We start from the raw sequence: 14,294 nt of genomic DNA on the forward strand, positions 1-14,294 counted from the left end.
GGGCCCGGTTTTCGTGCCACATTTGGAAGAGCAAGAACTGTCATGGACTGACTTGGACCAGCGCGCAGTGGACACCGTCCGGGTGCTGGCCGCTGATGCGGTGGAGAAGGTCGGAAACGGCCACCCGGGGACGGCGATGAGCCTGGCTCCGGCCGCGTATTTGTTGTTCCAGAAGCTGATGCGCCACGACCCGGCGAATCCGGACTGGCTGGGCCGCGACCGGTTCGTCCTGTCCCCCGGTCACACGTCCCTGACCCTGTACATCCAGCTGTTCCTCTCCGGCTACGGCCTGGAACTGAAGGACCTGGAGGCGCTGCGGACCTGGGGCTCGCTGACCCCGGGCCACCCGGAGTACAAGCACACCAAGGGTGTGGAGATCACCACCGGCCCGCTGGGCCAGGGCCTGGCTTCCGCGGTCGGCTTCGCCTATTCCCAGCGCCGGATGCGCGGCCTGTTCGACGCCGACGCTCCCGCCGGCACGAGCCCGTTCGACCACACCGTCTGGGTGATCGCCTCCGACGGCGACCTGCAGGAAGGCGTCACCTCCGAGGCGTCCTCACTCGCCGGTCACCAGGAACTGGGCAACCTCGTGGTGATCTACGACGAGAACCACATCTCGATCGAGGACGACACCGATGTGGCGTTCACCGAGGACGTCCTGGCCCGCTACGAGGCCTACGGATGGCACACCCAGCGGGTCGACTGGACCCGGACCGGCGAATACGTCGAAGACGTCCAGGAACTGCACGCAGCACTGCTCGCCGCGAAGGCCGAAACCGGCAAACCCTCCATCATCTCCCTGCGGACCATCATCGGGTACCCGGCGCCGAAGAAGCAGAACACCGGCAAGATCCACGGCTCCGCCCTCGGCGCTGAGGAAGTCGCAGCCCTGAAGAAGGTCCTGGGCTTTGACCCGGAACGTGCCTTCCAGGTCGACGAGGACGTCCTGGCCCACGCCCGCGCCGTCCAGGACCGCGGCGCGGCCGCCCGCGCCGACTGGCAGGCCTCGTTCGAGGCGTGGCAGGCCGGCAACCCCGAGTCCGCTGCACTGCTGGAACGCGTCGAGGCGAAGAAGCTCCCGGGCGACTTCGAAGCCGCCCTGCCGGTCTTCGAAGCCGGCAAGGACGTCTCCACCCGGGCCGCCTCCGGGAAGGTCCTGAACGCGATCGGCCCGGTCATGCCCGAACTCTGGGGCGGCTCCGCCGACCTCGCGGAGTCGAACAACACCACGATCGAGGGCTCGCCCTCATTCATCCCCACGTCCCGGTCCACCGCGGCGTGGAAGGGCAACCCCTACGGCCGGGTCCTGCACTTCGGCATCCGCGAGCACGCCGCGGCGTCGATCGTGAACGGCATCTCCCTGCACGGGCGCACCCGGGCGTTCTCCGGAACGTTCCTGATCTTCTCCGACTACCAGCGCCCCGCGATCCGGCTCGGCGCCCTCATGGGCGTCCCGTCGCTGTATGTCTGGACGCACGACTCGATCGGCCTGGGCGAGGACGGCCCCACGCACCAGCCCGTTGAGCAGCTCGCCTCCCTCCGCGCCATCCCGGGCCTGGACGTCGTCCGCCCGGGAGATGCGAACGAGGTGGCCGCGGCCTGGAAGGCCATGCTGGAAAACCACGAAAACCCCGCCGGCATCGTCCTGACCCGGCAGAACATCCCCACCTACGCCCGCGGCACCGGCGTGGCCGACGGCGACACCTTCGGCTCCACCGCCGGCGTCGAGAAGGGCGGCTACGTCCTTGTCGAGGCGTCGAAGGACGGCTCCACCGTCGAAGCCCAGGTCATCCTGATTGGCACCGGCTCCGAGGTCCAGCTCGCCGTCAACGCCCGCGAAGCGCTGCAGGCCGAGGGCATCCCCACCCGTGTGGTGTCCATGCCCTGCGTGGAATGGTTCAACAAGCAGGACGCCGCCTACCGCGACGCCGTGCTGCCCCCGGCCGTGAAGGCACGCGTCTCGGTCGAAGCCGGACTGGCCCTGGGCTGGAAGGAATTCGTCGGCGATGCCGGCCGTTCCATCTCCCTGGAGCACTTCGGAGCGTCCGCGGACTACAAGCGCCTCTTCCAGGAATTCGGCATCACGGCAGAAGCAGTCGCCGCCGCCGCGAAGGAATCCCTCGCCGGCCTCACCAACTGATCCACCACCACGGTTCCGGGGGACGCTGTGCCCCCGGAACCCATGATTTCCAGGAGTTATGAAATGACTACCCCCACCCAGCAGCTCTCCGACGCCGGCGTCTCGATCTGGCTCGACGATCTCTCCCGCGGCCGCCTCCAGACCGGCACCCTGCGCAAGCTGATCGAAGAGAAGAACGTCGTTGGCGTCACCACCAACCCGTCGATCTTCCACGCCGCCATCACCGCCGGCCACGACTACGACGCCGTGATCGCCGCCCAGGCCGCCGCCGGCGCCACCGTCGAAGAGACCGTCTTCGAAATCACCACCACCGACGTCGCCGACGCCTGCGACCTGTTCGCCCCCGTCGCAACGGCCACCAAGGGCGTCGACGGCCGTGTCTCCATCGAGGTCGACCCCCGCCTGGCCTGGGACACCGCAGGCACCATCGCCGAAGCGAAGCACCTGTACAAGAAGGTCAACAAGGACAACGTCCTGATCAAGATCCCGGCCACTCTCGAAGGCCTCGAGGCCATCACCGCCACCCTGGCCGAGGGCATCAGCGTCAACGTGACCCTGATCTTCTCGCTGGAACGCTACCGCGCCGTGATCAACGCCTTCCAGTCCGGGCTCGAGCAGGCCAAGGACAACGGCCACGACCTGTCCAAGATCCACTCGGTCGCGTCCTTCTTCGTCTCCCGCGTCGATGCCGAAATCGACAAGCGCCTCAACGCCATCGGCACCGAGGAAGCCAAGGCACTCAAGGGCAAGGCCGGCCTGGCCAACGCGCGCCTGGCCTACCAGGTCTACGAGGAGCTCTTCTCCACCGAACGCTGGGCCCTGCTGGCCGAGGCCGGCGCCCTGCCGCAACGCCCGCTGTGGGCCTCCACCGGCGTGAAGGACCCGGCCTACCCGGACACCCTCTACGTCACCGAACTCGTCGCCCCCGGCGTCGTCAACACGATGCCGGAGAAGACACTCGACGCGACGTTCGACCACGGCACCGTGACGGGCGACACCGTCTCCCGCGGCTACGACGACGCCAACGCCACGCTGAACTCCCTCGACGCGCTGGGGATTTCCTACAACGACGTCGTCGCCCTGCTCGAATCCGAAGGCCTGGACAAGTTCGTGGCCAGCTGGAAGGAACTGCTGGGTGACGTCGAAGGCGCCCTGGCCTCTGCACGGAAGGCTTCCTAACCCACCATGAGCACACTCAGCTACGACGCCACCGGCGCAGCCCGCCAGGCACATGAGCAGCACCTCCCGGCACTGCTGGAAGACCGCATCGCCACCCGGATCTTCGCGAAGGACCACACCCTGTGGGGTCCGGACGCAGAGCAGGAATCCGCTGTCCGGCTGGGCTGGGTCGAGGCGGCTTCCGTCTCCCAGCCGCTGGTCGGCGACATTCTCGAACTCCGCGACGCGCTGAAGGCCGAGGGCGTAACGCGGATCGTCCTTTGCGGCATGGGCGGCTCTTCGCTGGCGCCTGAAGTCATCGCGGGCACCGCTGGCGTCGAGCTGACTGTTCTGGACAGCACCGACCCCGAACAGGTCAGTGCCGCGGTGGCGGACCGGCTGGACGAAACCGCGATCGTGGTTTCGTCGAAGTCCGGCTCCACTGTGGAAACCGATTCCCAGCGCCGGATCTTCGAGCAGGCGTTCACCGATGCCGGGATCGATGCGAAGAGCCGCATTATCATCGTCACCGACCCGGGGTCGCCGCTGGACAAGGCCTCCCGGGAGGCCGGCTACCGCGCCGTATTCAATGCAGATCCAAACGTCGGCGGCCGTTTCTCGGCCCTGACCGCCTTCGGGCTGGTCCCGTGCGGGCTGGCCGGCGTCGACATCCAGGCTTTCCTGGATGAGGCCGAAGAAGCCGCCGAGATCCTCAATGAGGACTCGGAAGACAACATCGGCCTCGCCCTCGGCACCGCCCTGGGCGGCACCACCCMGCTGCGCAACAAGATCGTCATCGCGGAGGACGGATCCGGGATCGTGGGCTTCGCCGACTGGGCCGAGCAGCTCATCGCCGAATCCACGGGCAAGCTCGGCACCGGCGTGCTGCCGGTCGTAGCCGGTCCTGCCTCCCCGGAAGCCACCCTCGGCGCCCCCGATGTCCTGGTCATCCGGCTCGTCGCGGCGGATGCCGACGTGCAGCTCGGCGAGAACGAGGTCGCCATCGCCGGCGGCCTGGCCACGCAGATGATGGTGTGGGAATTCGCCACCGCCGTGGCCGGCCGCCTGCTCGGCATCAACCCGTTCGACCAGCCGGACGTCGAGGCAGCGAAGATCGCCGCCCGCGGCCTGCTGGACGCACAGCCCGCTCCGACGCCGGCGAATTTCACCGACGGCGCGATCGAGGTCCGCGGCGGGGAATGGCTCGGCAACGCCGGCACCGCGGCCGAGGCCGTCAGCGCCCTGCTGGGCGAACTCGGCCCGGACAACTACCTCAGCGTCCAGGCCTATTTCGACCGGCTGGCCTATGCCAGCCTCGAAGGCGTCCGGGACGAACTGGCCGCGGCCAGCGGACGCCCGGTCACCTTTGGCTGGGGCCCGCGGTTCCTGCACTCCACCGGCCAGTTCCACAAGGGCGGACCCGCGATCGGCGTCTTCCTGCAGGTCACGGCCGCATCCGCGGCTGACCTGGCCATCCCGGACCGGCCGTTCACGTTCGGCGAGCTGATCTCGGCGCAGGCCGCGGGCGACGCCCAGGTCCTGTCCGAGCATGGCCGTCCGGTCCTCCGGCTGCACCTGACCGACCGCGCCGCGGGTGTGAAGCAGCTCCAGGAGCTCATCACCTCCCTTGCCGGCCAGGCAGCATCCTCCACTGAAAGCTAAGGCACCCACGCAACCATGCCAGAAACCTACAACGGCGGCAGGAACACGGCCGGCCGGGGGCGCAATCCGCTCCGGGACCCCCGTGACCGCCGTCTGAACCGTATTGCCGGACCGGCGTCGCTGGTCCTGTTCGGGGTGACCGGGGACCTCGCCCGCAAGAAGCTCATGCCCGCCGTGTATGACCTCGCTAACCGCGGGCTGCTGCCGCCGAGCTTCGCGCTGGTGGGCTTTGCCCGCCGCGAGTGGGAGAACGAGGACTTCGCCGCGGAGGTCAAGGAGTCCGTCAAGGCGTACGCCCGCACCCCGTTCGATGAAACGGTCTGGAAGCAGCTCTCCGAGGGCATCCGCTTCGTGCAGGGCGAGTTCGACGACGACGAGGCGTTCAAGCGGCTCTCCGACACGATCGATGAGCTCGACGAACAGCGCGGGACGCGGGGAAACCACGCGTTCTACCTCTCGATCCCGCCGAAGGCCTTCGAACAGGTCTGCCGTCAGCTCTCCAAGCACGGCCTGGCCCAGGCCGCGGGCGACAACTGGCGCCGCGTGGTGATCGAAAAGCCGTTCGGACACGACCTCGAGTCTGCCCGGCAGCTCAACGACATCGTCGAGTCGGTATTCCCGCCGGACGCGGTGTTCCGGATCGACCACTACCTGGGCAAGGAGACGGTGCAGAACATCCTGGCACTGCGCTTCGCCAACCAGCTCTTCGAGCCGCTCTGGAACGCCAACTATGTGGACCACGTCCAGATCACCATGGCCGAGGACATCGGGACCGGCGGCCGGGCAGGCTACTACGACGGCGTGGGCGCGGCCCGCGACGTCATCCAGAACCACCTGCTGCAGCTGCTGGCCCTGACGGCGATGGAAGAACCGATTTCCTTCAACGCGGACGACCTGCGTGCCGAGAAGGAAAAGGTCCTCGCCGCCGTCCGGCTCCCCGAGGACCTCTCCTCCCACTCTGCCCGCGGGCAATTCACCGGTGGCTGGCAGGGCGGCGAGGAAGTCCTCGGGTACCTGGAGGAGGAGGGCATCCCGGCCGATTCCAAGACCGAGACGTTCGCCGCGATCCGGGTGGACATCAACACCCGCCGCTGGTCCGGCGCGCCGTTCTACCTGCGCGCCGGCAAGCGGCTGGGGCGCCGGGTGACGGAGATCGCCGTCGTGTTCAAGCGCGCACCAAACCTGCTCTTCACGGACCACGGCGAGGACGACTTCGGCCAGAACGCCGTGGTGATCCGGGTCCAGCCTGACGAGGGCGCCACGATCCGGTTCGGTTCCAAGGTTCCGGGCACCCAGATGGAGGTCCGCGACGTCACCATGGACTTCGGCTACGGCCACTCCTTCACCGAGTCCAGTCCCGAAGCCTACGAACGCCTCATCCTGGACGTGCTCCTCGGCGAGCCGCCGCTGTTCCCCCGGCACCAGGAAGTTGAGCTGTCCTGGAAGATCCTGGATCCCTTCGAGGAATACTGGGCCGGCCTGGACGAACAGCCCCAGCCCTACGCTCCCGGCAGTTGGGGCCCCGCCTCGGCCGATGAGCTCCTAGCCCGCGACGGACGAACCTGGAGAAGGCCATGATCGTAGATCTTCCCGATACCACCACCTCCAAAATTTCCAAGAAGATCATGGCCCTGCGCGAGCAGGGCGGCGTGATCGCCCTGGGCCGGGTCCTGACCCTCGTGGTCGTCACCCGCTCCGGGCTGGAAGAGGAGGCCATCGAGGCCGCCAACGAGGCCAGCCGCGAACACCCGTGCCGGATCATCGTCCTCGCCGACGCCGGGGCCTCGGCCCCAACCCGGCTGGACGCCCAGATCCGCGTCGGCGGCGACGCCGGCGCCTCCGAGGTGATCCTGTTGCGCGGCTACGGCGAACTCGCCGAGGAAAGCGAATCCCTCGTCGCGGCCCTGCTGCTCCCGGACGCCCCGATCGTGGCCTGGTGGCCGCACGGCGCGCCCAGGAACGCGTGCCAGACCTCGGTCGGGGGCATCGCGCACCGCCGGATCACCGACTCGGCCAATGAAGCGGACCCGGTCGCGGCGCTGGAGAACATCCGCCGCACGTACAAGGCCGGCGACACGGACCTGGCCTGGACCCGGCTGACCAACTGGCGCATCCAGCTGGCCGCGGTCCTGGACCAGGTGGACGACTCGCCGGTGACGGCCGTGGCCGTCGAGGGCGCCTCGGACTCACCCAGCACCGTGCTTCTCGCAGCCTGGCTCACCCTGGCCCTGGACGTTCCCGTGACGATCGTGGCGGATCCGGCCGGAACCGGCATCCGGCGCGTCCGGCTGACCCGGCCCGGCGGCGACATCCAGCTCTTCCGGCCCGGGCTCACCATCGCCGAACTGACCCAGCCCGGCCAGCCCGCCCAGCGGATCTCGCTGCCCCGCCGCAGCCTCAAGGACTGCCTGGCCGAAGAACTCCGCCGCCTGGATCCGGACGAAGTCTTCGGTGAAGTGATTACTATGGGACTGCCGCGTACCAATCTAAGGAGTGTCCGTCCCAGTGAGCGCTGACCCGAGAGTAAGCATCCATCCTGACTCGACCGTTCTGATGGCGGCGATCGCAGCCCGCCTGATTACCAAGCTGGTGGATATCCAGGACCGGCACGGCGAGGCCACGGTGGTGCTTACCGGGGGAACGATGGGCATCGGCTCGCTCAGGGCCGTGGCCGAATCGCCCGCGGCGCGGGCCGTCGACTGGTCCAAGGTGAACTTCTGGTGGGGTGACGAGCGCTTCGTGGCGGCCGGCGACGCCGAGCGCAACGCCCGCCAGGCCCAGGACGCCCTCCTGTCCCACATCAATGTTGATCCGGCGCGCGTCCATGTGCCCGGTTCCACCGATGACTTCGACAGCCCGGACGACGCCGCGGCCGACTATGCCCGCCGGCTCGCCGAGGCGGCGGCCGGTGAGCACGCCGCGGACATGTCCGACGACAGGCCGGAACAGCCGGCGCGGCTTCCCCGCCTGGACATTGTCCTCCTCGGCGTGGGGCCGGACGCGCACGTCGCCTCGCTCTTCCCGGAGCAGGCCGGCATCCGGGAGAAGGAACTGACTGTCGTGGGCGTCCACAACTCCCCCAAGCCGCCGCCGGCGCGGGTGTCGCTGACGTTGCCGGCGATCAACACGGCATCCGAGGTGTGGATGGTGGTGGCCGGTGATGACAAGGCCGGCGCCGTAGGGCTGGCCCTGGCCGGCGCCAATCCCGTGCAGGTGCCCGCCGCGGGGCCGCGCGGCCGCCGGGAAACGCTGTGGCTGATTGACGAGGACGCGGCCTCACGGGTCCCGGAGCAGCTCGTCCGGAAGGGTCCGTCCGGAGCGTAGACGTTCCAGCGCTCCAGCCAGCACGTCTTCGGCGTCCTGGCTGGAGCGCCGCTCTTTAACGTATTCCAGATGCGTCTTGAAGCCTTCTGTTGGCGTTTCCTCCAGGGCAAACTTTGATTCGTCGCGGGTTGCGGTGCCGCCGCAGCGCCGGCAGTCCCAAACTCCGGGGATCTGTTCCTCCGGAAGCTGTGCGAACACGAGCGAGGTTTCATGGCCCTTGGCGCACCGGAACGATACACGAATACGGGGCTGGCGTACGCCGGCCCCGTTCAGTGGTTCGTGGCGGGGAGTTGCCCCCTCGGTGGCGCCCACACGGATTCCTTTGAATCCGGAAGCAGAATGCAGCATCGGGAACTCCTGGCTACTTGGCTGGTGGAAGTGCAAGACGACAGCCACAGTGTAGTTCGTGAGTTCCCGATGCCGGGAGGGCCATAAGGACCCCATATGAAGTTGTCGGACGGGCGTCCTAGGAATCGGCGCCTGTGCTGAACCGCATGAGCAGGCCGAGGGCGATGATCACCACGCCCCAGGTGATTCCCAGGATGACCGTGAACCGGTTGAGGTTCCGTTCCGCGACGCCGGAGGAGCTCAGGCCCGAGCTCATGCCGCCGCCGAACATGTCGGACAGGCCGCCTCCGCGTCCTTTATGGAGCAGGATGAGCAACGTCAGCAGGAGGCTGGTGATGCCCAGGAGGACCTGCAGAATGACATGAAGAACGTCCACGACGGCCTTTCAGAAGGATTGGATTGCGGGGGTCAGGCTGTGTCCGGACTAATCCGTCAACAGGTGACTCTCGAACCTGACAATATTAGCAAACTCGGCAGCGTCCAGGCTGGCACCGCCGACCAGCAAGCCGTCGACGTCGCGCTCCTTCAGGATCGAGGCCGCGTTGTTGGCCTTGACGGAGCCGCCGTACAGCAGGCGGGTCTTGGCGGCGACGTCTGCTCCGAAGAGGGTGGACAGTTCGGCACGGATGGCGGCGCACATTTCCTGCGCGTCCTCCGGGCCTGCGACCTCGCCGGTGCCGATGGCCCACACGGGCTCGTAGGCGACTACAAGCTCGGCGGCCTGCTCCGGGGTGAGGCCCTCGACGCCGGCGCGCAGCTGGGCGAGGGTGTGGTCCACGTGGGTGCCGGCCTGCCGGATCTCCAGGCCTTCACCGACGCAGAGGACCGGAGTAATGCCATGCCGGAAGGCGGCTTTGGTCTTGGCGTTGAGCACGGCGTCGGACTCGTTGTGGATGGTGCGGCGTTCGCTGTGGCCGACCAGGACGTAGCTGCAGGCAAGCTTGGCGAGGAACTGGCCGGAAATGTCGCCCGTGTAGGCGCCGGAGTCGAACTGGGAAAGGTCCTGGCCGCCATAGACGACGGCGAGCTCGTCGCCCTGAACCAGGGTCTGGACGCCGCGGAGATCCGTGAACGGCGGGAAGACGGCGACCTCCACCCGGCTGTAGTCGTGCTTGGCGTCGGACAGGGTCCACGCGAGCTTCTGCAGGAGGGTGATGCCCTGGACGTGGTCCATGTTCATCTTCCAGTTGCCGGCGATGAAGGGCTTGCGGTCGAATTTACCGTTGGTTGACGTGGTCACGTGATCTCCAGGAGTTCTTGGTGTGTGGGAGCAGCCGGCAGGGCGCCCGGTTCCCTGCGGAGGGCACCCTGCCGGCTCAAATGCCGGTGCTTTTAGCGGTCAGTGCTTCTAACGGTCGAGGACGCTCAGGCCGGGGAGTTCCTTGCCTTCAAGGTACTCCAGGCTTGCGCCGCCGCCGGTGGAAATGTGGCCGAACGCCTCATCGGCGAAGCCGAGTGTCCGGACCGCTGCCGCCGAGTCGCCGCCGCCAACCACGGTGAATGCCTCCGTCTCGGTCAGGGCCTGGGCGATGGCCCGGGTACCGCCGGCGAAGGCCGCGAATTCGAACACGCCCATGGGCCCGTTCCAGAACACCGTCCGGGCGTCCTTGATCCGTTCCGCGAACGCCGCTGCCGAGACCGGCCCGATGTCCAGCCCGATGCCCTGGGCTCCGAAGCTGCCCGACTCGATGGCGTCGGCGGCAACGGTCTCGTGCTCGGCGTCGGCGGCGAACTTGCCCGCCACCACAAGATCGGTGGGCACGACGAACTCGGTACCGGCGTCGGCGGCGCGCTTCAGGTAGTCCTGGACGACGGGGATCTGGTCCTCTTCGAGCAGGCTGCCCGCGACCTTGTGACCCGCGGCGGCGAGGAAGGTGAACAGCATGCCGCCACCCACCAGGATCGTGTCCGCCTTGCCCAGGAGGTTGTCGATCACAGCGAGCTTGTCGGAGACTTTGGAGCCGCCGAGGACAACGACGTATGGCCGCTGGGTGTCGGTGGTGAGCTTGCGCAGCACCTCGACCTCGGTGCGGACAAGGTCGCCCTGGTAGGACGGCAGCCGCGTGGCGACGTCGTACACGCTGGCGTGCTTGCGGTGCACCGCACCGAAGGCATCATTGACAAAGGCGCCGTTGTCACCGGTGAGGGCGACCAGCTCGTCCGCGAAGGCGCCGCGCTCGGCATCGTCCTTGGAGGTCTCCCGCGCGTCGAAGCGCACGTTTTCCAGGACCAGCACTTCGCCGTCCTGCAGCGCCGCGGAAAGCTCCTTGGCCGACTCGCCAACCGTGTCGGCGGCAAGGGAGACCTTGAACCCGGCAAGCTCGGCCAGCCGTGCGGCTGCGGGCTTGAGGGAGTACTTCTCCTCCGGCGCGCCCTTGGGGCGGCCGAGGTGTGCTGTGACCAGCACGCGGGCACCGGCGTCCGTGAGCTTCGCCAGCACTGGCAGGGAGGCCTTGATGCGGCCGTCGTCAGTCACTGTAGAGCCGTCGAGCGGCACGTTCAGGTCACTTCTGACCAGAACGTACCGCCCGCGGACACCATCAGCGATCAGTTCGTTGAGGGTGTGAAATGTCATGAGTCTTACCCTAGCCCAGCTTGGACGCTACAAGCTCCGTGAGGTCCACGAGGCGGTTGGAGTAACCCCACTCGTTGTCATACCAGGACACAACCTTGACCTGGTCGCCGATCACCTTGGTCAGGCCGGAATCGAAGATGGACGATGCCGGGTCGCCGACAATGTCGGAGGAGACGATCGGCTCGTCGGTGTAGGTCAGCAGGCCCCTGAGCTCCTCGGTCTCCGATGCTGCCTTGAGGGCGGCGTTGACCTCGGCGACCGTGGTCTCGCGGGAAACCGTGACGGTCAGGTCCGTGGCGGAGCCGGTGGGAACGGGCACGCGGATGGCGTAGCCGTCGAGCTTGCCCTTGAGCTCCGGCAGGACCAGGCCGATTGCCTTGGCCGCACCGGTGGAGGTGGGCACCATGTTGATGGCGGCGGCGCGGGCGCGGCGGAGGTCCTTGTGCGGGCCGTCCTGCAGGTTCTGGTCGGCGGTGTAGGCGTGGATGGTGGTCATCAGGCCACGCTCGATGCCGAAGGCGTCATTGATGACCTTGGCCAGCGGGCCGAGGCAGTTGGTGGTGCAGGAGGCGTTGGAGATGATGTGGTGCGTGGCGTTGTCGTACAGGCCGTCATTGACGCCCATCACGATCGTGATGTCCTCATCCGACGCGGGGGCGGAGATCAGGACCTTCTTGGCGCCGGCGTCGATGTGCTTCTGCGCATCGGCGGCCTTCGTGAAGAAGCCTGTGGACTCGATGACGATGTCGACGCCGAGCTCGCCCCAGGGCAGCTTCGCGGGATCGCGTTCGGCGAGGACCTTGATGATGTTGCCGTCGACGACGATGTTGCCGTCCTTGACCTCGATGGTTTCGGCCAGGCGGCCGCCCACCGAGTCGTACTTGAAGAGGTGAGCGAGGGCTTCCGGGCTGGTGAGGTCGTTGACCGCAACGATCTCGAGGTCTGCGCCCTGTGCGAGGGCGGCGCGGAAGTAGTTGCGGCCGATACGGCCAAAGCCGTTGATGCCAATACGGGTCGTCACGTTTTCAGTCTCCTTGGTGCTCTTGCGAGCACGACTAGTTGAGAAGGCGTTCAAGCCAACTAACAGATCCCGCACGCCATTGGGCAGAGATAATTACCAGATCGGAGGGCGACCAGCCACATTGCTGAAGGCTAACCGCCTTCCGTGATCCATCTTACGTTTAACCGGGACTGCCCCCGCAAGTGCAGGGGCAGTCCGTCCACATTTCGGGCCGAAGGGCCCGTAATGTGAGGTTTGTTACAAACGGAAGTCGATTCCGTCACCCTGTGCAGGGTAAAGGGACCTGCCTAGAGGGTGATGAGACCCGTCGCGTTCTTGCGGGCGGCGTCGAAGCGCTTGGCGACGTCGGCCCAGTTCACGATGTTCCAGAAGGCCTTGACGTAGTCAGCCTTGACGTTGACGTAGTCCAGGTAGAAGGCGTGCTCCCACATGTCCAGCATCAGCAGCGGGGTGGTGCCGAGTGCGACGTTGCCCTGCTGATCGTAGAGCTGCTCGATGACCAGGTTGCCGCCGATGGGCTCGTAGGCCAGGAAGCCCCAGCCGGAGCCCTGCAGGCCCAGTGCCGCGGCGCTGAACTGCGCACGGAACGCGTCGAACGAGCCGAAGGCGTCGTCAATGGCCGCCGCAAGCTCGCCCTCGGGCTTGTCGCCACCGTCCGGTGAGAGGTTCTTCCAGAAGACGGAGTGGTTGATGTGGCCGCCGGTGTGGAACGCGAGGTCCTTGGAGAGGCGGTTGATGTTGGCGAAGTCGCCCTTTTCGCGCGCCTCGGCCAGCTGGGCCAAGGCATTGTTGGCGCCGGCCACGTAGGCGGCGTGGTGCTTGCTGTGGTGCAGCTCCATGATCTTCGCGGAGATGTGCGGTTCCAGCGCTGCGTAGTCATAGTCGAGCTCGGGCAGTACGTACTCGGTCACAAATTCCTCCAATGTCGTGGACGGGTTGTCCGGTTCGGTAACTCTTTTGATTGTGCATCCGGATGCGGGGCATCCGGAAAATTGCGGTGGGATCCAACGGCGACAACCAGCCGCGGCTCCCGGATATTTCATTCCCCGGGATATTCCTGCTGCTGATTCTAGGGGCGGGCTAGTCGTCGAGCATTTCGGGCGTCACATTGGCTTCCGTGCCCGGGATGCCGAGGTCCTGGGCCCGTTTGTCCGCCATGGCCAGCAGCCGGCGGATCCGGCCGGCGATGGCGTCTTTGGTCATGACGGGGTCGGCGAGCCGGCCCAGCTCGTCCAGGCTGGCCTGTTTGTGCGCGACCCGGAGCTCACCGGCATACTTCAGGTGGTCCGGGACGTCGTCGCCCAGGATTTCCAGGGCTCGGTCCACCCGGGCACCGGCGGCCACGGCGGCCTGCGCGGAACGGCGCAGGTTCGCGTCATCGAAGTTGGCGAGCCGGTTGGCCGTGGCGCGGACTTCCTTGCGCATGCGGCGTTCCTCCCAGACCATCAGCGCGTCGTGGGCGCCCATGCGCGTCAGCAGCGCGGCGATCGTGTCGCCGTCGCGGATCACCACGCGGTCCACTCCCCTGACCTCGCGGGCCTTGGCCTGGATGCCCAGGCGGCGGGCCGCGCCGACGAGGGCCAGGGCCGATTCGGGGCCGGGGCAGGTGACTTCCATGGCCGAGGAGCGGCCGGGCTCGGTGAGCGAGCCGTGGACCAGGAACGCGCCGCGCCAGACAGCTTCGGCGTCCGCGGCGGAGCCGTTCACCACTACCGACGGAAGGCCGCGCACGGGGCGCCCCCGCGCGTCCAGGAGTCCGGTCTGGCGGGCGAGGGCCTCACCGTCGCGCACCACCCGCACCACGTATCGGCTGCCGCGGCGCAGGCCGCCGCCGGAGACGACGATGATCTCGCTCTGGTGGCCGTACACCTCGGCGATGGCGGCGCGCAGCCGCCGGGCGGTCGATGCGAGGTCGACTTCGGCCTCGATCACAATCCGGCCCGAGATGATGTGCAGCCCACCGGCGAAGCGGAGCATCGCCGATACCTCGGCCTTGCGGACGGAGGACTTCTTGATATCCAGACGGGAAAGTTCTTCCTTGACTGATGCTGTCAGTGCCATGGCAC

Annotated in this window: 13 protein-coding genes; 6 read left to right on the forward strand and 7 right to left on the reverse strand. The window is 67.4% G+C overall.

Features of this window, described 5'->3' with window-relative positions:
• Positions 1-22: 22 nt before the first annotated feature.
• The 6 genes from tkt (at position 23) to pgl (ending at position 8,284) form a co-directional block, all read left to right on the forward strand.
• A complete protein-coding gene (gene tkt, locus AC1DGD_RS03705; protein ID WP_476856040.1) occupies positions 23-2,140 on the forward strand; it encodes a transketolase in 2,118 nt (705 codons plus the stop codon).
• 63 nt (positions 2,141-2,203) lie between these two features.
• Positions 2,204-3,319, forward strand: coding sequence for a transaldolase (gene tal / locus AC1DGD_RS03710; RefSeq protein ID WP_476855933.1), 1,116 nt, complete (start codon positions 2,204-2,206; stop codon positions 3,317-3,319).
• A 6-nt stretch (positions 3,320-3,325) separates the two neighbouring features.
• The gene (locus AC1DGD_RS03715; protein ID WP_476855934.1) at positions 3,326-4,960 is read left to right on the forward strand and encodes a glucose-6-phosphate isomerase; all 1,635 of its coding nucleotides are present in this window, start codon (positions 3,326-3,328) and stop codon (positions 4,958-4,960) included.
• A 15-nt stretch (positions 4,961-4,975) separates the two neighbouring features.
• Complete coding sequence (gene zwf / locus AC1DGD_RS03720; protein ID WP_476849618.1) at positions 4,976-6,538, forward strand: glucose-6-phosphate dehydrogenase; 1,563 nt, start codon at positions 4,976-4,978, stop codon at positions 6,536-6,538.
• Complete coding sequence (locus tag AC1DGD_RS03725; protein ID WP_028275501.1) at positions 6,535-7,476, forward strand: glucose-6-phosphate dehydrogenase assembly protein OpcA; 942 nt, start codon at positions 6,535-6,537, stop codon at positions 7,474-7,476. Before zwf ends, AC1DGD_RS03725 begins: the two co-directional genes overlap by 4 nt.
• Positions 7,466-8,284, forward strand: coding sequence for a 6-phosphogluconolactonase (gene pgl, locus AC1DGD_RS03730; protein ID WP_290370274.1), 819 nt, complete (start codon positions 7,466-7,468; stop codon positions 8,282-8,284). Before AC1DGD_RS03725 ends, pgl begins: the two co-directional genes overlap by 11 nt.
• On the opposite strand, the gene AC1DGD_RS03735 is transcribed toward pgl, so the two are convergent.
• The 7 genes from AC1DGD_RS03735 to whiA all read right to left on the reverse strand — a co-directional run bounded on the left by AC1DGD_RS03735 (position 8,237) and on the right by whiA (position 14,289).
• Positions 8,237-8,632, reverse strand: a complete 396-nt coding sequence (locus AC1DGD_RS03735) for an RNA polymerase-binding protein RbpA (protein ID WP_079549567.1) — start codon at positions 8,630-8,632, stop codon at positions 8,237-8,239. The genes pgl and AC1DGD_RS03735 overlap by 48 nt on opposite strands.
• 118 nt (positions 8,633-8,750) lie before the next feature.
• Entirely contained in the window at positions 8,751-9,008 is a 258-nt protein-coding gene (gene secG / locus AC1DGD_RS03740) for a preprotein translocase subunit SecG (protein ID WP_018772994.1), read from the reverse strand.
• 48 nt (positions 9,009-9,056) lie between these two features.
• Positions 9,057-9,872 carry a triose-phosphate isomerase gene (gene tpiA / locus AC1DGD_RS03745; RefSeq protein WP_018772995.1) on the reverse strand — a complete coding sequence of 272 codons (816 nt, stop codon included), beginning with the start codon at positions 9,870-9,872 and terminating at the stop codon, positions 9,057-9,059.
• 108 nt (positions 9,873-9,980) lie between these two features.
• Complete coding sequence (locus AC1DGD_RS03750; RefSeq protein WP_476855935.1) at positions 9,981-11,207, reverse strand: phosphoglycerate kinase; 1,227 nt, start codon at positions 11,205-11,207, stop codon at positions 9,981-9,983.
• A gap of 10 nt (positions 11,208-11,217) precedes the next feature.
• Complete coding sequence (gene gap, locus AC1DGD_RS03755) at positions 11,218-12,228, reverse strand: type I glyceraldehyde-3-phosphate dehydrogenase (RefSeq protein WP_028276841.1); 1,011 nt, start codon at positions 12,226-12,228, stop codon at positions 11,218-11,220.
• A 287-nt stretch (positions 12,229-12,515) separates the two neighbouring features.
• Positions 12,516-13,139 carry a superoxide dismutase gene (locus AC1DGD_RS03760; RefSeq protein WP_028276840.1) on the reverse strand — a complete coding sequence of 208 codons (624 nt, stop codon included), beginning with the start codon at positions 13,137-13,139 and terminating at the stop codon, positions 12,516-12,518.
• 169 nt (positions 13,140-13,308) lie between these two features.
• The gene (gene whiA / locus AC1DGD_RS03765) at positions 13,309-14,289 is read right to left on the reverse strand and encodes a DNA-binding protein WhiA (RefSeq protein ID WP_018772999.1); all 981 of its coding nucleotides are present in this window, start codon (positions 14,287-14,289) and stop codon (positions 13,309-13,311) included.
• Positions 14,290-14,294: the final 5 nt, after the last annotated feature.

The sequence above is a fragment of the Arthrobacter sp. 05T45 genome (assembly GCF_056395875.1).

What these genes read in the sequence shown, in the direction of transcription:
- tal (WP_476855933.1), top strand. Translation starts at nt 2,204, where the DNA reads ATGACTACCCCCACCCAGCAGCTCTCCGACGCCGGCGTCTCGATCTGG.
- whiA (WP_018772999.1), bottom strand. Translation starts at nt 14,289, where the DNA reads ATGGCACTGACAGCATCAGTCAAGGAAGAACTTTCCCGTCTGGATATC.
- zwf (WP_476849618.1), top strand. Translation starts at nt 4,976, where the DNA reads ATGCCAGAAACCTACAACGGCGGCAGGAACACGGCCGGCCGGGGGCGC.
- AC1DGD_RS03735 (WP_079549567.1), bottom strand. Translation starts at nt 8,632, where the DNA reads ATGCTGCATTCTGCTTCCGGATTCAAAGGAATCCGTGTGGGCGCCACC.
- AC1DGD_RS03725 (WP_028275501.1), top strand. Translation starts at nt 6,535, where the DNA reads ATGATCGTAGATCTTCCCGATACCACCACCTCCAAAATTTCCAAGAAG.
- AC1DGD_RS03750 (WP_476855935.1), bottom strand. Translation starts at nt 11,207, where the DNA reads ATGACATTTCACACCCTCAACGAACTGATCGCTGATGGTGTCCGCGGG.